The sequence below is a fragment of the Micromonospora sp. NPDC049047 genome, from assembly GCF_040649135.1.
Lineage (GTDB): Bacteria > Actinomycetota > Actinomycetes > Mycobacteriales > Micromonosporaceae > Micromonospora.
Genome location: NZ_JBEZEY010000020.1, coordinates 100,314 through 119,874, shown reverse-complemented (window position 1 = coordinate 119,874; position 19,561 = coordinate 100,314). Strand labels below are relative to the sequence as shown.

General features: G+C 70.9%; 11 protein-coding genes. 4 read left to right on the top strand and 7 right to left on the bottom strand.

Features of this window, described 5'->3' with window-relative positions; all coding sequences use genetic code 11:
* Positions 1-40: 40 nt before the first annotated feature.
* Both AB0B86_RS26115 and AB0B86_RS26110 read right to left on the bottom strand, forming a co-directional pair.
* On the bottom strand, positions 41-697 hold the full coding sequence (locus AB0B86_RS26115; protein WP_357411910.1) for a TetR/AcrR family transcriptional regulator C-terminal domain-containing protein: 657 nt from the start codon (positions 695-697) through the stop codon (positions 41-43).
* A gap of 2 nt (positions 698-699) precedes the next feature.
* Complete coding sequence (locus tag AB0B86_RS26110) at positions 700-2,127, bottom strand: hypothetical protein (protein WP_357420016.1); 1,428 nt, start codon at positions 2,125-2,127, stop codon at positions 700-702.
* Between the two features lie 176 nt (positions 2,128-2,303).
* On the opposite strand from AB0B86_RS26110, the gene AB0B86_RS26105 reads away from it, so the two are divergent.
* Positions 2,304-3,476: an acyl-CoA dehydrogenase family protein gene (locus AB0B86_RS26105; RefSeq protein ID WP_357411908.1), complete on the top strand. Its 1,173-nt coding sequence runs from the start codon at positions 2,304-2,306 to the stop codon at positions 3,474-3,476.
* 7 nt (positions 3,477-3,483) lie between these two features.
* Here AB0B86_RS26105 and AB0B86_RS26100 read toward each other — a convergent pair whose 3' ends face one another.
* Complete coding sequence (locus tag AB0B86_RS26100; protein ID WP_357411907.1) at positions 3,484-4,521, bottom strand: aminotransferase class V-fold PLP-dependent enzyme; 1,038 nt, start codon at positions 4,519-4,521, stop codon at positions 3,484-3,486.
* A 170-nt stretch (positions 4,522-4,691) separates the two neighbouring features.
* On the bottom strand, positions 4,692-6,881 hold the full coding sequence (locus AB0B86_RS26095; RefSeq protein WP_357420015.1) for an FUSC family protein: 2,190 nt from the start codon (positions 6,879-6,881) through the stop codon (positions 4,692-4,694).
* A 164-nt stretch (positions 6,882-7,045) separates the two neighbouring features.
* Here AB0B86_RS26095 and AB0B86_RS26090 point away from each other — a divergent pair, with 164 nt between their 5' ends.
* Positions 7,046-7,918: a DUF4231 domain-containing protein gene (locus tag AB0B86_RS26090; protein WP_357411905.1), complete on the top strand. Its 873-nt coding sequence runs from the start codon at positions 7,046-7,048 to the stop codon at positions 7,916-7,918.
* A 3-nt stretch (positions 7,919-7,921) separates the two neighbouring features.
* Here AB0B86_RS26090 and AB0B86_RS26085 read toward each other — a convergent pair whose 3' ends face one another.
* From AB0B86_RS26085 to AB0B86_RS26075, 3 genes are all read right to left on the bottom strand, one after another.
* Entirely contained in the window at positions 7,922-9,748 is a 1,827-nt protein-coding gene (locus AB0B86_RS26085; RefSeq protein WP_357420014.1) for an alpha-galactosidase, read from the bottom strand.
* Positions 9,749-9,964: 216 nt separating this feature from the next.
* Positions 9,965-15,058 (bottom strand): phospholipase A2, encoded by a 5,094-nt coding sequence (locus AB0B86_RS26080; protein WP_357420013.1) that lies wholly within the window; start codon positions 15,056-15,058, stop codon positions 9,965-9,967.
* A gap of 621 nt (positions 15,059-15,679) precedes the next feature.
* Positions 15,680-17,071, bottom strand: coding sequence for a cation:dicarboxylase symporter family transporter (locus AB0B86_RS26075; protein ID WP_357411902.1), 1,392 nt, complete (start codon positions 17,069-17,071; stop codon positions 15,680-15,682).
* A 99-nt stretch (positions 17,072-17,170) separates the two neighbouring features.
* Here AB0B86_RS26075 and AB0B86_RS26070 point away from each other — a divergent pair, with 99 nt between their 5' ends.
* Together AB0B86_RS26070 and AB0B86_RS26065 are read left to right on the top strand one after the other, a co-directional pair.
* Complete coding sequence (locus tag AB0B86_RS26070) at positions 17,171-18,754, top strand: sensor histidine kinase (RefSeq protein WP_357420012.1); 1,584 nt, start codon at positions 17,171-17,173, stop codon at positions 18,752-18,754.
* Positions 18,754-19,449 carry a response regulator gene (locus tag AB0B86_RS26065; protein ID WP_357420011.1) on the top strand — a complete coding sequence of 232 codons (696 nt, stop codon included), beginning with the start codon at positions 18,754-18,756 and terminating at the stop codon, positions 19,447-19,449. Before AB0B86_RS26070 ends, AB0B86_RS26065 begins: the two co-directional genes overlap by 1 nt.
* The last annotated feature ends 112 nt before the right edge of the window (positions 19,450-19,561 follow it).

Genomic DNA, 19,561 nt, shown 5'->3' with positions numbered 1-19,561 from the left:
ATCGCGGCGGACGATGAAACTAGCGCTGGGAGTTTGGACGCTACCCGCTCGGCCGGGCGGACTCCACCGGCTCGACGGTGCGGGCGTACTCGGCGGCCAGGCCGTGCAGCAACGCGTCCAGGCCGAGGGCGAAGGCGCCCTCGTCCACGCTCTGCTGGTGCTCGGCGAGCCGGTGCGCGTCACGCAGGTGCGGGTAGTGCGCGGCGTACAGCTCGGGGTCCTCCACGAAACCGCGCGCGAACGAGCCGAGCGCCGACCCGGCCACGAAGTAACGCAGGGCGGCGCCGATGTGGGTGGCCCGGGCGGGCGGCCAACCGGCGCGGACCAGGCCGCCGTAGACCGCGTCGGCCATGGCGAGGGCGGCCGGCCGACGGCCCGGTCCCTGCGCCAGGTACGGCACGATGTTCGGGTGCGCGGTGAGCGCCCGCCGGTACGACCAGGCCCAGTCGCGCAGCGCGGTGGCCCAGTCCCGGCCGGCGAAGCCACTGGTGTCGACCGCGCCGGTGACAGTGTCGGCGACCGCGTCGAGGATCTCGTCCTTGGTGGCGAAGTGGTTGTAGAGCGAAGGGCCCTGCACACCCAGGGCGGCGGCGAGTCGGCGGGTGGAGAGCGCGCCGAGCCCGTCGGCGTCGATCAGCGCGAGCGCCGTCTCGACGATCCGGTCGCGGTTGAGCAGAGCCCGTCGGGGGCGCGGCACGGTCAGCCCTCCCCGGTCGATGGTGTCACAGTGACGCCCGCACCCGGGACCCCCGCCTCGGCGAGGATCCCCTCGATCATTTCGATGGGCAGCTTGCGGTTACCGGCTGCCGCGCCGGCTGTGGCGGGATCATCCAGCAACTCGGCCACCCGGTCGGGGCCGAGGCGGGGATCGGCGGCTGTCCAGGCCCGAACCCCGTCGTCTGGATCGCGGCTGAGTCGGTCGATGAGTTCCGCAGGGGCGTCCGGGTCGTACCTGACGAGCCTGCGTGCCCGAGGGTCGGCCGAGTCGGCCAGCCGGGCCAGCCCGACACGCGGGAAGTTCGGCCGCTGGATCAGCATGCCCGCGGTGATCACCCGTGCTTGCAGGTAGGTGGCGAGCAGCACCTCCCCCGGAACCGCGTCGTGGTTCTCGCAGAGCAGCAGCCGGACCGCGAAGTCCTCGTCGGCGGCGAGTCGCGCGACCTGATCCGGCCGCAGGTGCCGGCTGTACGCGGCGCTGCGCCGCAGCCCGACGTGGGCCGAGCGGACGGCCTCGTCGAGCGCCTCGGGGTCGTCGAGGTGGGCGAGCACCCAGCGGGCCGGGGAGATCCGGTCGGTGGGACGCACGCGGTAGTCGATGGCTCCACGTTCGGCCTCGGTCAACCCCGGACGCACTGACAGCCGCAGCCGGACCTTCGGCTCGGGATCGACGGCCAGGGCGTCGACGAGGTCCGGGGGGAGGTGCGGGTTCTCGGCCACCGCCGCGCGCACCATCGGGTCCTCGTGGCGGGCCAGCCGTTCGGCCGACGCCCGGTCCAGGGGCGCGTCGACGGCCACGGCGGCCAGGTGCCAGCCATCGGACCACGTGGTGTCGAGCACACCGGGCAGCAGGCCGGGCCGCCGCCGGCAGGCGTGCCGGGCCACCACCCGGCGGACGCCCTCGTCCGGGTCGGCGAGCAGCCGGTCGGTGACCTCCTCCGGCGGGTCGGCCCACCGGGCGTACGCGGTGCTCCGCACCACCGGGTCGGGGTCGTCGGCCAGCCGGGCCCGGACCTGCTCCGGGCACTGCCGGGAGTCAGCCAGCGCCTCCCGGACCCGCCGAACGGGATCCGCGGCGAGGCGGGCGTACGCCGCTTCGGGCAGCGGGTCGGGCGTGCCGCGGAAGAGATCCGGACCGGCGGCGAGCGAGGTGCGGATCGTCGGCTCGGGGTCGTCGACCAGCAGGGCACGCTGCTCCCCGGTGGCGGATCCACAGTCCGCCAGGGTCAGCCGGAGCTGCCTGTCCGGATGCGCCGCCACCGCGCGGCAGACCTCGTCGGGCAACGCCCCGCGGAAGATCAGGACTGCCAGACCGGCCGGGCGGTGATCAAGCATCCGCACCAGCAGGTCCGGCGGCGTCGCCGGGTTGCCGGCGATGCCGCGTACCCGTTCCCGGACCAGCTCCAACAAGCCGTCCTCCCTCGTCGGAATCACCTGTTCGCGCACCCTATCCGGAACCACCTGCGGTCACCGCCTCACCACGGGTGGCGGAGAAGGGTCTGGACGGATGAAAACTTACACCGCTAGTTTATGAATGACCGCTGTGCCCGCAGCGGCGCACCGTCACGCACAACCAAGGGGGAACCGTGGACTTCGCACTGTCCGACGAGGAACGCGCCGTCCGGGACACCGTGCGCGCGTTCGTGACCCGCGAGGTGATGCCCCTGGAAGCCGAGGTGCTCCGCCGGGAACGGGCGCACCAACCGGGCCTGGACCACTCCGAGGTACGCGAACTGCAACGCAAGGCGCGCAAGTTCGGCTTCTGGGGCCTGGCCACCCCCGAGGAGTACGGCGGGATGAACCTGCCGGCCGTACTCCAGTCGTTGATCTGGACCGAGCTGGGCCGCACGTTCGTGCCGTTCCGCTTCGGCGGCGAGGCGGACAACATCCTGTTCCACGCCACCGAGGAGCAGAAACAGGAGTTCCTCATCCCGACGATCGAGGGCGAGCGGCGGTCCTGTTTCGCGATCACCGAACCGGGCGCCGGCTCGGACGCGGCCAACATCCGGCTCTCCGCCCGCCGCGACGGCGACGACTGGATCCTCGACGGCGAGAAGACCTTCATCACCGGTGGCCACGACGCCGACTTCGCCATCGTGGTCGCGGTGACCGACCGGGAGAAGGGCGCCCGCAACGGCGGGGCCACCGCGTTCCTGGTGGACCGGTCGATGGGTTGGCGGTCGGAGTTCATCCAGACCATGGGTGAGGGCGGGCCGGCGTCGCTCATCTTCGACGGCGTACGCGTGCCGCACCGCAACATCCTCGGCGAGGTCGGGCAGGGCTTCACGCTGGGCATGGAGTGGATCGGCAAGGGCCGATACACCATCCCGTCACACGCCATCGGCATCGCCGAGCGGGTCCTGCAGATGGCCATCGACCACGCCAACACCCGGGAGACGTTCGGCACGAAGATCGGCACCAACCAGGCCATCCAGTGGATGATCGCCGACTCGGAGACCGAGCTGGAGGCGGCCCGCTGGCTGGTGCTGCGCTCGGCGTGGACCGTCGATCAGGGCCTCGACCCGCGGCACGCGTCGTCGATGGGCAAGCTCTACGGCGCCGGGATGGTCAACCGGGTGGTCGACCGGGCGCTCCAGATCCACGGCGGCATGGGCTACACCCGGGAGCTGCCCATCGAGCGCTGGTACCGGCAGGTCCGGCTCTACCGGATCTTCGAGGGCACCGACGAGATGCAGCGGCTGATCATCTCGCGGGACCTGCTGCGCGGCTACACGAAGATCGGTGGTCACCTCGCCTGATCGGGGGTCACCCCGTCAACGCCGTCAACGCGTCGTCCACGTCGGCCTCGGTGGAGTAGACGTGGAACGAGGCGCGGACCCGCCCGGCGCGGACCGCCGCGCGGATGCCGGCCGCCGCCAGGCGCTGCTCCGCGTCCGGCACGTCCACGCTGACGATGGCGCTCTCCCCCGGCGGCCGGCCCAGCCCGGTCAGGAACCGGTTGGCAAGTGCCACGTTGTGCGCCCGGATCGCCGGCACGCCGATCTCGGCGACCACCTCCATCGCGGGCGCCGCGCCGACCCAGCTGAACCAGGCCGGTGAGATGTCGAACCGGCGGGCGTCGTCGGCCAGCCGCAACGGCGGGCCGTAGTAGGAGGCGTGCGGGTCGCGGCCCGCGTACCAGCCGGCGGCGTCCGGGCGCAGCCGGTCGCGCAGCGCCGGGGCCAGATAGGCGTACGCGGTGCCGCGCGGGTTCATCAGCCACTTGTAGCCCCCGACGGCCACCACGTCGGCCCGGCTCCCGTCGAACGGCAGCCAGCCGCACGCCTGGGTCGCGTCCACCACCACCAACGCGCCGTGTGCACGGGCCGCGGTCACGATCTCGTCGTACGCCGCCACCGCCCCGTCGGCCGACTGCACAAGGCTGAACGCGACAACGTCGGTGTCGGAGTCGATCGCGTCGACCACGCCGCCCACCGGCACCGTCCGGACCTTGACCCCGCGCTCCTCCTGCACCAGCCACGGGAACAGGTTCGAGGTGAACTCGACCTCGGGCACCACCACCGTCGCCCCGGCCGGCAGGGCCGCCGCGACCGGCGCGAGGATCTGCGACACGGCAGCGCCGACCGCGACGTCACCGGCCGGCACCCCGATCAGGTCGGCGAACGCGGTACGGGACCTGTGCACCGCCTCGCCCCAGCCCTCCCACGACGTGCGGCCGACCCGCCACGCCCCCAGGGCATCCTGTAGTGCCGTCCACGCCGGCTCGGGCGGCAACCCGTAGGAGGCGGTGTTCAACCAGCCGGGCTCCGGCTGCCACAACTTCTGCGCCTGCTCGATCTCCATTACGCCGACGCTAGGCGAGGCGGCGTCGAACGGGCACTACCAATCCGCGAGCGGCGGCCTGTCAGATCCGGACACAGTCCTGGCCGAGCGCCGCCGCAACCTGGTAGACGCACGGGCGTCCGGCGTCTCGACAACGGAGACGTCCAGGGCGCCGCGTCGACCGCCTTTCGTCACCGCACCCCGCGCCGGTCGCCCGGCTCGCTGTCGCCGGGCGGGTGGATCCGCCCAACACTGTTCGCGAGACCGGTGAGCCACCTGTCGACCTCCACGAGGTGCCGGACCGACCGGGAGTCCTTCTCCCCGAGCAGCGGACGGATCCGGACCAGGTCCTCGGCGCAGCCCGTCGGGTCGGGCCTCGGGCCCGCGGCACGGTCGTGCGCCACCTCGCGGGCGACGTCGTCGTACGCCGAACGCAGGCGCGCGGTGGAGTCGGTCAGCACTGCCGCTGCCGCCGGCCAGCCGGCGAGGCAGCCGGGCGGGTTACGACGCAGCAGCGACTCCGCGCCGGGCAGCACGTGGTGCCCGGCGCTCAGCACGGCGTCCCAGTTCACCTGCTGTCGGTGCGGATGGTGCCGCTCCGCGTGGTACTGCCCGTACGACGAGGCGACCAGGGCCATTCGACGCCGGACCCGGTCGAAGGCCCGCTCGGGAGGCGCCCCGCCGCCGAGGATCGCCTGCACGGTCTGCTCGACGGCGTCCGCGCTGGCCGCCAGGTAGCAGGTCGCGTTGTGCCGCAGATCGTGGCTCGCGCCGCTCGGCCACATCGCCACCCCGGCGAGCACGCCGATCACCGCGCCCAGCAGCACGTCGATGAGGCGGGTCTCGGCGAGCCGCCACCCTTCAGGGTTGAGCTGGGCGAAGACGACAGTCAGCAGCACGGTGAACAGCGCCTGCTGCCACACCGGACCGAGCAGCTGACCGACGCCGAAGGCCAGCATCAGGGTCAGCGGCAGGACGATCGCGTACACGATCGGCTTGTCGATGACGAGCATCAGCGCACCGCTGACGACGGCACCGGCGATCGTGCCGAGCACGGCCGGCCGCAGGGCGGTGCGCGTGTCGGCGGCCGAGGTACGCAGGACGGTGAGGGTGGCAAGCAGCACCCAGAAGCCGTGGTTCAGGTGCAGCAACCCGGCGGCGACGCGGGCGATGGCGAGCGCCACGGCCACCCGGAGCGAGCTGTGCAGGTGGGCCGAGCGGGGTGCCAGGTGCGAGCGGAACTGCCACCAGTACAGCCGCCACGGGCCGTGCCGCGCGTACTCGAAGAGTCCGGTGCGGGCGTCCTCGGTGCCGGGCCGCGACCCGGTGGCCACCCGGACGCCGACGGCGAAGGCCCGGGTGTGGTCGGCGAGGGCCAACGCCGTCGCGTCCCGGCACAACCGGGGCACGTCCGGCGGGTCGTGGCCGTCGCCCGTTCCGGCGTGGTACGCCGTCTCGGCCCGCTCGATCGCGGCGTCCAGGTCGTCGAGACCCACCTGCGGGGCACCCGATGTCAGGGTCCGGCCGGCGGCCCGGGTGGTGTCCGCGCAGGAGCGCAGCAGACCCGCCGCCGCCAGGTCTCCCAGCGGTTCGGGTGGCGCGTCCGTCGCCAACCGGTCCGCCTCGGCGAGTGCCTCGCGGAGCGCGGCGGCGCAGATTCGCAGCGCCCGGTCCTGGACGCCCGCCGCGCTCGGTGCCCACTCCGGCGGGTTGCGGCCCAGTTCGGCGGCGGCCACCAGCTCGTAGGCCCGCTCCCGCCGCGGGTCCCGACCGGCCGGGGCGGCGTGTGGGTCGGTCAACCGCTGGGCGGCGACATCGAGGAACGCCGCGACGCCGTCCGCCGCGGCAGTGAGGCGTTGCCGGTAGGTGACCGGTACCGGATCGGGCCAGAGGAGCACCTCCGTCGCGGCGAGCAGCACGATGGCGAATGTGACGCCGCCGAGTCGCTCCGGCAGGGTGCCCGGCTCGTACGGTGGGAAGGACGCCAGGATGTAGAAGAGTTGGAACGCGCTGGCCAACCCCACCAGACGTGGGTTGCCAACCCCGGCGAACGCCACCACGAACCCGATGACCAACATGCCGCCGGCCGCCGACCACGTGCTCCCCGCCAGCAGGGTGCCGGCGGCGATCAGCACCCAGACCGCCGGCAGTGCCGTGACGAGGATCCGCGCCCGTTGCGGCGCCGGGCCGGGCAGCTGCGCGAACGCCCCGGCGGCGATCGTGCCGAACAGGCCGTAGGTGGCAAGCGTCGAACTGCCCGCACCGTAGCGGCAGACGTAGAAGACGACGGACGCGACAAGTGTCAGCCGGGCCGCCCGCCGCAGCACGGCATCTCCCGGGTCCCGGCGCCGGAGGCGGGCGAGGATGCTGGTTGCGGGCACGCCTGCACCCCCGGTTCGTCGCAGCACCCCTTCCCGACCAACCATTCTCGCCCGGAGCCCGCTGGTGGTGGTGGGTTTCGCGGTGAATCACCGCGGCGAGGGCCGACCGGACATAGACGCTGCCCCCTACTGTCTAGTCAGGGTTCTGTCGGGAGGTCAACGCCATGCTGAACGTCGAGGATCTTCCACCGTTCCAGCGGGCCGTGTCCGACGAGTCGCAGCGCGGGCAGCGGATGTCCGCATGGCTGATGGCCCTGCGGCTGTCCCTGCTGCTGCTGGCCGCTGTCGCGGGAGTCGCCACCTGGACACTCGACGACCTCGTCCTGGGTCCGGCGCTGGCGGCCGGCGCCTTCGCCGCCACCTCGATCGTCGAGGTCTTCCTGCTCACCAACCGTCCCACCGAGCGGTGGTACGTCGGAAGGGCCCTCTCAGAGTCCATCAAGTCCCTGACGTGGCGGTTCGCCACCGCCGCGCATCCGTTTCCGCAGTCGCGCGGCGACGCGGAATGTGTTGACGACTTCACCAGTCGCCTGTTGGGCCTGACCGGGGACATGTCCGCCGCCGGGCTGGCGGCCCCCGCCGTCTCCGGCCGGCAGGTCACCGACGGCATGCTGGCACTGCGCGCCGCCTCGCTCGCGGACCGCCGGGCCGCGTACCTCACCGGTCGGCTGGAGGGGCAGCGGGCCTGGTACGCCGAACGGGCACTGTCGAACCGGGCCCGCGCGTCACGGTGGTCGGTAGGCATGCTCGTGCTGGAGATCGTGGGCGTGACCCTGGCGACGTCGAAGGCCGCCGGGCTCATCGATGTCGACCTGCTGGGCATAGCCGCGGCGGCGGTCGCCGCCGGTGCGGCCTGGACCCAGCTGCGCCAACATGGTGCGGTGGCGACGGCGTACGCCCTGGCCAGCCAGGAACTCGCCGCCATCGGGTCACTCGCCAGCCGGATCGCTTCGGACGCCGACCTGTCGCAGTTCGTCAACGACACCGAGACAGCGATCTCGCGGGAGCACACGATGTGGCGGGCCCGCCGCCGCTGAGCCCTACGCGGTGGTGCGTCGCCATTGTTGGCTGGTGCCGGTGCCGCAGGTCCACTGCACGGTCTGAGCCCCGTCCGCGGTGGCGGCGTTCAGCACGTCGAGGCACTTCCCGCTGTGGCGGGCGACGAGCCTGACGTAGCCGGTGCCGAGGTCCTCGACGCGCCACTGCTGGTTGGTGCCGCCGTTGCAGGCCCACTGGATGACCCGGACGCCGTCGGCGGTGGCACCCGCGCCGCCGTACACGTCGAGGCACTTGCCGCTGCTGATGCTTGTCACGGTGGCGTAGCCGTCACCGGTCTCCTGGAACCGCCAGCGCTGGTTGGGCTGGCCGTTCGCGCCCCACTGCACCACGTTGGCACCGTCCGCGGTGGACGCGTTGAAGACGTCGAGCAGCTTGCCACTGTGCCGCGCGGCCACCGTGTAGGTGGTCGGCGTGGGGGTGGTGGTGAGCGGCGCCAGCCGGTACAGCCCGCTGCCGTGGGCCGGGAGGGACCGGGTGAGCGTGCCGGTGGCGGTGCCGAGGCCGGTGCCGGACCACAGGTCGGTGACGGTGGCCGAGCCGATGCCCAGATTGGCCAGGTTCACCGAGACGTTGGCGGTGGCGCTCTCGCGGTTGAACAGGGCCACGTACCGGTGGTCGCTGCCGGGCACGTCGGCGGTCCACACCTGCCGGGTGCCGCCGACGAGCTGGCGGTTGTTGGCGCTGTTCTGGTCGACGGCGAGCACCGCCGGGTTCGTCATCAACGCCAGCTCGGCGGCGCGGTTCTCGACCAGGTTGCCGCCCCACATCAGCGGTGCCCGGTTGATCGCCCACAGGGTCATGAGCGTGCGCTGCTCGTCGGCGGTGAGCGCGGAGTAGCGGGGTGAACCGACCGGGCCGTACTTGGACAGCCGCCCGATCGGAATCATGTCTGGATCGGGCCAGGCGCCCGTCGTCCGGTACGGCGTCCAGTTGCGCAACTGGTCGAAGAGCGCGTCGAGCGACGACCAGTTGTCCCACAGGTCGTTGACGATCCGCCACATGTGCGCGTTGTCCCGCACGTGCCCGCCGCTGGCCAGCGGCGTCGCGCCGGGCGAGAGGCTCAGCACCATCGGCCGACCGCTGCGCTGGATCGCCGTCCGGTAACCCTCGACCTCGGCCTGCCGGTAGGTGGGCGCCGCGATGTCGTCCACCTTGACGTAGTCGACACCCCAGCCGGCCAGGAGTTGGAAGACCGAGTCGAGGTACGCCTGCGCGCAGGCGTTTGACATGTTCAGGCCCCACATCAGGTTGAGCCAGGCCGCGGTCGTGCTGTTGTTGATCTGGTTGGCTCGGCAGTTGGTGCCGAGGATGGGCACGTTGTCGGCGACCGCCTGCCGTGGGATGCCGCGCATCAGGTGGACGCCGAACTTCAACCCCTGGGCGTGCACGTAGTCGGCGAGCGGCTTGAACCCGTTGCTGCCCGCCGCCGAGGGGAACCGGGTGGTGTCCGGCAGCAACCGACCGTTGGCGTCCATCCGCAGTCGGGGGTTGAGGTTGGCGTCCTGGTTGGGGCTGTTGTTGTGCTGGCCGGGGTAGTACCAGGCCCAGTCGATGACGACGTACTGCCAGCCGTGCTGGCGCAGGTTGTCGCGCATGTAGTCGGCGTTGGCCCGCACGTCCGCCTCGGTGACCCGCCAGTTGAACGAGTCGTAGCTGTTCCACCCCATCGGTGGGGTGTCCGCCGTGCCGTTGTCCCAGGCCGCCGCCGGCTTCGGGGAGATGGCCGAGAGGCCGACGCTGAGCACCACGATCAGAGCCGTGAGCCCGGCTATCCGCCGTACGGTGCAACGCGCGAGGACGAGCGTCATCGGACCTCCAACGGGAGCGCCGACCAGTGCGGCAGGTAGTGGTGGTTGTCGATGTTAACGCTCACACATCGCCTGTCAAGTACAGCCGACACCCGGGCTCCGCCGGTCAGCCGTGGAGGGCCGACCGGCCGAGCCGTGGATCACGATGAGTCGGTGCTCACCGGCGCTCGACCGGATCGCGTCATGCTCGGGTAGACGCGAACGGCCGACCGCTTCCTACCATTCGATCCACCCGAAGTTGTAAACGGCGTAGTAGTAAATCGATGCGTTGGATTTGCACTTCCCTACATCCCGCGCACGCTGGGAACAGAGTGCGTTCATGTCATAGCGGAAGGTGCTGTCGATGGCCTCCTTGTTGCCCCAGGTGGAGTGGTTGCGGTACCCGAAGTCATGCCGCTGGCAAGCCTGGAAGAAGAAGTCGTCCCCATACGTCAGGTCCGGGAGCCGATCCGGGCTGCTGCAGCCGTTGTCTTCCCAGTCGAACCCGTACGGCATCTCTGGGCCCGGGTTCGCGTTCGCCTTGTGGAATTCGCTGGAGGATTCGACGGTCGGCTGGGTGAAGTAGTGATATTGATCAGCCTTGTGACGTTTGGGGACGACCCCCACCACCGCACTCGACGTCTGACCGGTGAAGTTCAGCGCTATCACCCGGAGGTCGTATCGGTCACCACCCTTGAGCCGAATGGTGTTGTGGAACAGATCGGTTCCCGAGTAGAGCTTCGTCCACGAACCCGACGCCGACACGTTGCGATAGTGGACCTCGTACCAGACCGCGGTGTTTGTCACCTTGCTCCAGGACAGGCCGACCCAGCTGTACTCGCCACCGTCGGTCACCCAGGTATTGACAGCGAGGTTCGTCGGCGCGTTCGGAAGCGGCGCCATGGGCTTGGCGGAGGCGATGTTGCTGCCCGACGCGGTGCCGGCCACATTTGTCGCCAGCACCCTGAAGTCGTATGTCGCCCCGTTGGTGAGCAGGTTGAGCGTGAAGGAGCAACATCCGACCGGGTAGGGCAGTCGCTGCCAACCGCCACCGTTGGCGCGCATCTCGATGTAGTACTGCACGCCACTCGTCGCGCTCGCGGTCCACCTCAGGCTGACCTTGGCGTCACCTGCGGTGGCGGTGAGACCCGACGCGTTCGACGGGAACGGCGGCATCGGCCGGGCCGACGCGACGTTCGTGGTCCCGGACTCCCCGGCCAGGTTGGTGGCCCGGACCCGGAACTCGTACGTGGTGCCGTTTGTCAGCAGCGTCTGGGTGAACGTGCAGCAGGTGGTCACCGGGTACGGCAGCCGCTGCCAGGAGCCCCCGACCGGCCGGTACTCGATCAGGTACCAGACATTGCCGGTGTTACTGGCCCCCCAGTACAGCGAGACCTTTCCGTCGCCGGCGACGGCCTGGAGGCTGGTCGGCGCCTGCGGCACCGGCGGCATCGGTTTCGCCGAGACCACGTTGGAGGGGGAGCTGTCTCCGGTCAGGTTGTTCGCCCGGACCCGGAACTCGTAGGTGTGTCCGTTGTTCAGATAGCTGATGGGCATGGCCGTCGCGTCGACCGGGTCCTTCAGCCTGGTCCAGCCCTGCCCCGCAGTGACGTCACGCATCTCGATCCAGTACCACACGTTGGCCGTGGCGCTGGCCGTCCACCTGAGATTGACCTTGCCGTCTCCGGCGGTGGCGGTCAGCCCGGAGGGAGCCTGCGGTGACGGCGGCATGGGCTTCGCCGACGCCGTGGCGGTGGGTGCGCTCTCGGCACCGGCGTTCGAGGCCGCCACCCGGAACTGGTACGTGTGCCCGTTGGTCAGGTATTCCATCGCCTGCGACGTCGCGGTGGTGGGATACGGCGTCCGCTGCCAGGACTGACCGTTCGTGGCGTCGCGGTAGTACACGACGTACTCCACGTTCGCCGTCGGGCTGGCGGCCCAGGCCAGGGTGGCCCGACCGTTGCCGGCCGTGGCGGTCAGGTTGGTCGGCGGCGCGGGCACGCTGTATCGCGCCGTGACCTGGATCGATGCCGAGGTCGGCCCCTCACCGCCGGCGGTGAGCCCGGCCACCTTGTACTCGTAGACGTGGGCGTGCTGGAGGTACTCCATGGTGATCGACGTCTCGGCGGTCAGGTATTCCACCCTGGTGAAGGTGGTCTGGCCGGCGGTGACGTCACGCCAGTAGATCGCGGAGTAGGCACCCGCCGCGGGTGCGTCCCAGCTGAGTCCGATCTTGCCGTCGCCCGCGGTGGCACCCCGGAGGTTGGTGGGTGCCGAGGGCGCCGCGATCCTGGCAGTGGCCCGAGCCGCCGCACTGGACGGGCCCTCGCCGCCGGCATTCGTCGCGGCCACCTTGAACTCGTACACGTGCCCGTTGGTCAGGTACTGGGCAAGCGCGGTGGTGCCCTCGGTGACCGGCAGCGGCCACTTGGTGAAGGTCGACTCGCCGGCGGTCACGTCCCGCTGGTAGATCACGAACCACACATTCGGGCCCGGCGCCTGCCAACTCAGCCCGATAGTGCCGTCGGCCCGCGCGGTGGCGGTGAGGTTGTTCGTCACTGCCGGCTTCGGCGGTACGGGGGTGACCCGGACGGTGTTGCTTGCCGTGCCCTCACCGGCCTGGTTCGTCGCGGCGACCTTGAACTCGTACTCGTGCCCGTTCACCAGGAGGGTGGCCGTCGCGCTGGTGCCCGTGGTCACCGGGTAGGGCCACGCGGTGAACGTCGTCTCCCCTGCCGTCACGTCCCGCTGGTACACCCGGTGCCAGACGTTCGGCTCGCCGGCGGTCCAGTTGAGGGTCACCTGGGCGTCACCTGCGGTCGCGGTCAGCCCGGACGGCGCCCGCGGCAACTGGTAGCCGGCGGTCGCACGGGCGGTGTTCGATGCGCTGGACTTGCCCGCGTAGTTGCTGGCGACCACCCGGAACTCGTACTCGTGCGCATGGGTCAGGTATTCGGCCACCGCACTGGTGCCCTCGGTGACCGGGTACGGCCAGGCGGTGAACGTCTGCTCTCCGGCGGTCACGTCCCGCTGGTAGATCTCGTGCCATACCGGGCTGGCGGGCGACGCCCAGGCCAGCTTGACCGTTCCGTCGGACTGCGCGGTGGCGCTCAGGCCACTCGGGGCCGCCGGCACCGGGTGTGTCGACGTCGCACGGGCCAGGCCGGAGGCCGCGGACTCGCCTCCCTGGTTGGTGGCGGTCACCTTGAACTCGTACTCGTGCCCGTGGGTGAGGTACTGAGCCACCGCGGTCGTGCCCTCGGCCACCGGCAACGGCCACGCGGTGAACTGCGTCTCCGCGGCGGTGACATCCCGCTGGTACACCCGGTACCAGACCTGACCGGCCTGGCCGGTCGGAGCTGTCCAGGACAGCTTGATCGAGCCGTCGGCCTGGGCCACAGCGGTCAAACCGGACGGCGCACCCGGCAGGGCGTAGCTGGCGGTGGCGCGCGCCAGGTTCGACGGAGGCGACTCCCCACCCAGGTTGGTGGCAACGACCTTGAACTCGTACTCGTGGCCCGAATCGAGGTACTGAGCCACCACTGAGGTGCCTGCGGAGACCGGGAACGGCCAGACGGTGAACTGCGCCTCGCCGGCCGTGACATCCCGCTGGTACACCCGATGCCAGACCTGACCGGCAGGGGCCGTCCAGGACAGCTTGATGGTGCCGTCGGCCTGGGCGAGGGCGGTCAGGCCGGTCGGCGCAGCCGGCACGGCGTAGACCGCAGTCGCGCGGACCAGGCTCGATGTCGCACCTGGCCCCGCACCGCCCACCGCCCGGACCCGGAACTCGTACACATCTCCGTTGACCAGTTGTGTAACGGTGAGGTTGGTCTTCGACCCGTTCGGGTGGGCGACCGGGGAGAACTCGGTCTCTCCGGCCGTGACGTTGCGCTTTTCCACCTCGTAGTACCAGGCCAGATCGACGGCACCCCAGGTCAGGCGCACGTCGCCGACCGTGCCGGCGGTCGCGGTCAGGTTGCCGGGCGCTGCGGGCGGTGGCACCGAGGCCGTCGCCGAGGCCACCGCCGAGGCAGTGCCTTCGCCAACCGCGTTCTCTGCCCTGATCTGGTACTGGTACACACGCTGATTCCGCAGCCCGGTCAGATCTATCGAGGTCTGGGCCGTCGACTGCGGCAACCGCGCCCACTGCATCTGCCCGGCCGTCGTGTCCTTCTGGTAGACCCAGTACTTGAGGTTGGCCCCCGACGGGGCGGTCCAGGAGAGCCGGACGCCGCCCACCTGGTTCGCGACAGCCGCCAGGTTGCCGGGTGCCGACGGAAGTTGGGACTGGTCCGGTTGCGGGCGCGGCCAGTCCACCTCGATGAACCGCGGGCGGTAGATCGAGGCGTCATCCAGATTGTCCTGGAAGTTCAGGCTGTTGACGTTGTAGGAGATCAGCAGCTTTCCGTCACGCGCCAACTCCTGGTGCAGGTCCGCGTCATAGACCATGATCGGCCGGCTGTCGTTGACCTCGGGCGCGCGGGCCAACTCGATCGGCCCGCCGAAGGGCCCGGTCAGGGCACTCGCCGTGTAGGCGACCACAGCGGAGTTGAAGGGCAGGTGCCCCTCGACAGTGACCAGGAGGTAACGCCCATCGATCTTGTGTACGGCGAAGGCCGTGCCGACACCGCTGGCGATCCGCGTCGAGGCGCCCTCCTGGCTGGACCAGCCCGAGCCCGTCCAGAATTGCCACTGCCCGGCCAGGCCACCCTCGGGCACCCTGGCCAGGTGCACGAACTTCATGTCCTGCGCGTGCTCTGATCCGTAGATGTAGGTGAACCCGCCCTCATTGACGAGCTCCTGCCCCCAGGTGATCGACGCGCCCAGCGGCAGTTGCTGGACGCTCTGCACGGACAGCGCGGGAAGGGACAACGTGACAAGCGCGGAGCCGGTGGGCTTGACATCCAACGCACCCGGGCCGGTCGACGCGTAGTTGTTGACCAGGACCCGCACGGTGGAGCCGTCGACTATCGCGTCGGCCACCCAGCAGCCGAGCCCCACGCTGTCGTCACACATGAACGATGTGGGCTCCGTCGGCGTGCCGCCGTAGCGGGTTTCGACAAGCCCGCTGTCGTCCTGCACCACCAGAGCGTTGTGGATCATCGCGCTGGGCGGGCGGGAGCCATCCCCGTTCACAGTGCCGAGGTAGGTGTCCGAGAAGAGCCAGGCCACCCGCCCGTCGGGCAGTGCCACGGAAACGGTGCGGTCACCACCGGTCCAGTGGCGGCCCGCCGAGTTGCCGTAGGCAGTCCACATCGCGTTGGCCCCGGCTGCCGACATCGGCGCGACGGTCGACACGGCCCGGGCCGGCGCCGCTGCCGTCAGCATCAGCACGAGGCTCGCCACCACCGACGCGGCGGACACCCCTCGCCCCAGGCCACCGCGCGTCCAGCCGCGGCGTCGACGACCGGTCAACCGACGACGCCAGGCTTGGGAACCACGTCCGGATGCGAAGGGCGGCATCAGGTCTCCTAGATCAGGGCACGGCAGTGCGACCGCTCCCGGGATGGGAGACGACGTGAGGCGGGAACAGGAAGACGTTGGTCCATGATGGACAGTGATCTTTCTAGGGCCATCGTAACTGTCGACGCCGGACGTAGCTGCCCCGTTTACCTGGCTCTTTTGCGGACACCTGGGCAACGCGCCCGGGATTGACGGGGATCGGCTACTTGCCTCGTTAGCCGGAAGTGGACGGCTTGCAGCCGACATAAGCCGGCGAACGGGACGCTCAGGTCACAGCGCGCCCCATGACAATTCGTGTGCCACCAATCCGTCCGGGTCCGGCTGTTGTGGTCGATAAATGGCACCCGCCCTCCTGCTGGGCTATCCGCGCGGTGTGGCGCTCTCCGTGCCGGCGGGGTGGTGGGTCGGTTCGCCAACGAGTCGCCCCCTGCCCCGCGACAGGGGGCAGGGGGCTCGGCGTATCCCCGGCTCGGTCGCCGCCGTACCTCAGGCGGACGACCCGGCCGGCGCGGGCGTCTGCGCACCCGAACGCGGCGCGTCCGCCTCACTCTCGTCGCCGTGCTCGTCCAGCATGGTGGCCTCGTCGAACGGGTCGTCGCCGCGCATGACGCCGAGCGCCCGATCCCTGTCGAACTCGCCGGTCCACGTGCCGACCAACACGGTCGCCACCGCGTTGCCGGCGAAGTTGGTAAGCGCCCGCGCCTCCGACATGAACCGGTCGATGCCCACGATCAGCCCGACCCCGTCCACCAGGTCCGGCCGGTGCGACTGAAGGCCACCGGCCAGGGTCGCGATGCCGGCGCCGGTCACGCCCGCCGCACCCTTCGACGCGATGATCATGAACAGCAGCAGCGAGATCTGCTCGCCGATGGAGAGCGGGTTGCCGAGCGCGTCGGCGATGAACAGCGACGCCATGGTCAGGTAGATCGCCGTGCCGTCCAGGTTGAACGAGTAGCCGGTCGGCACCGTGATGCCCACCACCGGCTTGCTCACCCCGAAGTGTTCCATCTTCGCGATCAGCCGGGGCAGCGCCGACTCCGACGACGAGGTCGACAGGATCAGCAGGAACTCCCGGCCCAGGTAACGCAGCAGCGAGAAGATCGAGATCCGGGCCACGAACCAGAGCAGCGCGCCGAGGAACACCAGCACGAAGATCAGGCAGGTCGCGTAGAAGCCCAGCATGATCTGCGCGAGGCTCTTGAGGGCGTCCACGCCGGTCGCCCCGACCACGGCGGCCATCGCACCGAACGCGCCGACCGGCGCCAGCCACATGATCATGGCGAGGACCTTGAACACCACCCGCTGGATGACGGCGATCGCGCCGAGCACCGGCTCACCGCGCCGGCCCATGGCCTGCACCGCGAAGCCGACAAGCAGGGCCACCAGCAGCGTCTGGAGCACCTCGCCCTCGGTGAGCGCGGAGAGCATCGTGGTCGGGATGATGCCGAGCAGGAACTCCGCCGTACCGGCGGCTTCGTCGCCGGCGGCGGCCTTGCCCGCGCCCGCGAGGTCCGCGCCCAGGTTCAGGCCGGAGCCGGGGTGGATGAGGTTGCCGACCACCAGGCCGATGGCGAGCGCGACTGTCGACATGGTGAGGAAGTAGCCGAGGGCGAGGCCGCCGACCTTGCCGACCTTCGCGGCCTGCCGGACGGAGCCGACGCCGAGCACGATAGTGCAGAAGATGACCGGGCTGATCATCATCTTGATCAGGTTGACGAAGCCGGTGCCGATCGGCTTGAGTTCCTTGCCGAAATCGGGGGCGACCAGGCCAACCACGATGCCGGCGAGCACGGCCACGATGACGGCCAGGTAGAGGTAACGGGTACGGTCCCGGCGGACCGCCGGTGCCGGTGTGGTGGCGGATGCGGTGGTGTCCATGCCGACAATGTGAAGCGCATCTCACCCGTTGACAGCCTTGCGGTCATTCTGTTCACCGCGAACGACAACGGCAGCGACGCACGAAGGAGGTGGTGGAAGGTGGCCCGACGGCAGTGGAGCATCGCGGGGCAGCTCTTCGCCCTCCAGGCGATGGTGGTGACGCTGCTCGTGCTGGCCGGAGCGGCGGGCGCGTTCTGGCTGGCCCGCAGCGACTCCCGCCAGGCCGCCCAGGAGGAGGTACTCGCTGTCGCGCAGACCGTGGCCGGCTCCCCCGACGTCCGCGCGGCCCTCACCACAGCCGACCCGACCAGCATCCTGCAGCCGTACGCCGAATCGACCCGCGAGGCGACGGGCACCGACTTCGTGGTGGTGATGGCCCCCGACCGCACCCGGTACTCCCACCCCACTCGGGAGCGGATCGGCGAGCCGTTCGTCGGCGACATCGGGCCCGCCCTGGCCGGCCGTCCGTTCACCACCACGAACGTCGGGACGCTCGGCGAGTCGGTGCGCGCTGTCGTTCCCGTGTACGACGAGCAGCGGCGGATCGTCGGCCTGGTCTCGGTGGGCATCAGGACCCGCGCGATCGACCGTAAGTTGCTCGGCCAGCTGCCGGTGCTGCTGGGCGTCGCCGCACCGGCGCTCGCGCTCGCCGCCACCGGCTCCTGGCTACTCAGCCGCCGCCTGCGCCGCCAGACACACGGTCTCGGTCCGGCGCAGATGACCCGGATGTACGAGTACTACGACGCGGTCCTGCACTCGGTGCGCGAGGGTCTGGTGGTGCTGACCACCGACCGGCAGGTGGCGCTTGTCAACGACGAGGGCCGCCGCCTGCTGGGGCTCGACGCGGACGCGCCGGTCATCGACCAGCCGGTCGCCGGGATCGACCTGCCGCCCGCGGTGGCCGAGCTGCTCGACTCCGGGCGCGACGCCCGCGACGAGCCGATCCTCGCCGGTGACCGGGTGCTTGTCGCCAATCAGCGGACCACCCGTTTCGAGGGCGCGGTGCTCGGCACCGTGTTGACCCTGCGCGACCAGACCGAGCTGCGCACCCTGGCCAGCGAGCTGGACTCGGTGCGCGCGCTGACCGAGGCGTTGCAGGCGCAGACCCACGAGTCGGCCAACCGGCTGCACACGGTGCTGACGCTCGTGGAGTTGGGCCGCCCCGACGAGGCCGTCCGGCTCGGCACCCGGGACCTGGCCCTCGCCCAGCAACTGACCGACCAGGTGGTCGGCGCGGTGACCGAACCGGCCCTCGCCGCGCTGCTGCTCGGCAAGTCGGCACAGGCCGGCGAGCGTGGGGTGGACCTGGTCGTCGAGCCGGACTGCCGCCTCGACGACAGTCCACTGCCGACCAGCGACCTGCTCACCGTCGTCGGCAACCTGGTCGACAACGCCCTGGAGGCGGTGGCGGGCACGCCCGCGCCACGGCAGGTACGGGTCTTCGTCGGCGAGGTCGACGACGAGTTGCTGGTCCGGGTGGCCGACAGCGGCCCCGGGCTGGCCCCGGAACGGGTGGCCGACGCGTTCCGGCGCGGCTGGTCCACCAAGAGCACCGGCCGGGGCCTCGGGCTGGCGCTGGTCGGGCAGGTGGTCCGGCGGCACGGCGGCAGCTACGACGTGAGCCGCTCGGACGACGGCGGCAGCCTGTTCACAGTCCGTCTGCCGAGTGGAGGTGAGCGCTAGTGACCGGAATCCGGGTGCTCGTCGTCGAGGACGAGCCGCTGCTCGCCGAGGCGCATGCCGCGTACACCGAGCGGGTTCCCGGTTTCGTGGTGGTCGGGATGGCGCACACCGCGCGGGCGGCGATGGCGGCCCTGCGCGCCAACGACGGCGGCGACGTGGACCTCGTACTCCTTGATTTTCGGCTGCCCGACCTGCCCGGCCTGGACGTCTGCCGGGCGCTGCGGGCGGCCGGCAGCAGCGTCGACGTGCTGGCGGTGACCTCCGCCCGGGACCTGGCGGTGGTGCGTACCGCGGTGTCCCTCGGGGTGACCCACTACCTGCTCAAACCGTTCACGTTCGCGGCGTTCCGCGACAAGCTGGAACGCTACGCCGACTACCGCGCCCAGGCGCTCGCCGACGGTGAGGTGGCCGCCCAGCACGACGTGGACCGGATGTTCGCCACCCTGCGCGGCACCGCCGGAAACAGCCTGCCCAAGGGGCTCGACGCGCAGACCCTCAATCGGGTACGCGGGGCGCTGGCCGACGGATCCGACCCGCGGGCGGGGTTGTCCGCGACCGAGGTGAGCGCGGCGACCGGCATCTCCCGGGTGACCGCCCGCCGCTACCTGGAGTATCTGGTCACCATCGACCGCGCCGTCCGCACCCCCCGCTACGGCACCCCCGGCCGCCCCGAGGTCGAGTACCGTCCGCGCTGAGCCCCCTACCCCGTCGATCATGGAGTTGTGGTGCCTGACGAATGGTGCGTTCAGGAACTTATCGACCGCCACAACTCCATGATCGACGGCGTGGGCCGGGAACCCGGTGGCG

Bases quoted from the DNA above. Each gene is read 5' to 3' on its own strand.
- AB0B86_RS26085 (WP_357420014.1), bottom strand. From the start codon at position 9,748: ATGACGCTCGTCCTCGCGCGTTGCACCGTACGGCGGATAGCCGGGCTC.
- AB0B86_RS26080 (WP_357420013.1), bottom strand. From the start codon at position 15,058: ATGCTGACGGCAGCGGCGCCGGCCCGGGCCGTGTCGACCGTCGCGCCG.
- AB0B86_RS26090 (WP_357411905.1), top strand. From the start codon at position 7,046: ATGCTGAACGTCGAGGATCTTCCACCGTTCCAGCGGGCCGTGTCCGAC.
- AB0B86_RS26075 (WP_357411902.1), bottom strand. From the start codon at position 17,071: ATGGACACCACCGCATCCGCCACCACACCGGCACCGGCGGTCCGCCGG.
- AB0B86_RS26100 (WP_357411907.1), bottom strand. From the start codon at position 4,521: ATGGAGATCGAGCAGGCGCAGAAGTTGTGGCAGCCGGAGCCCGGCTGG.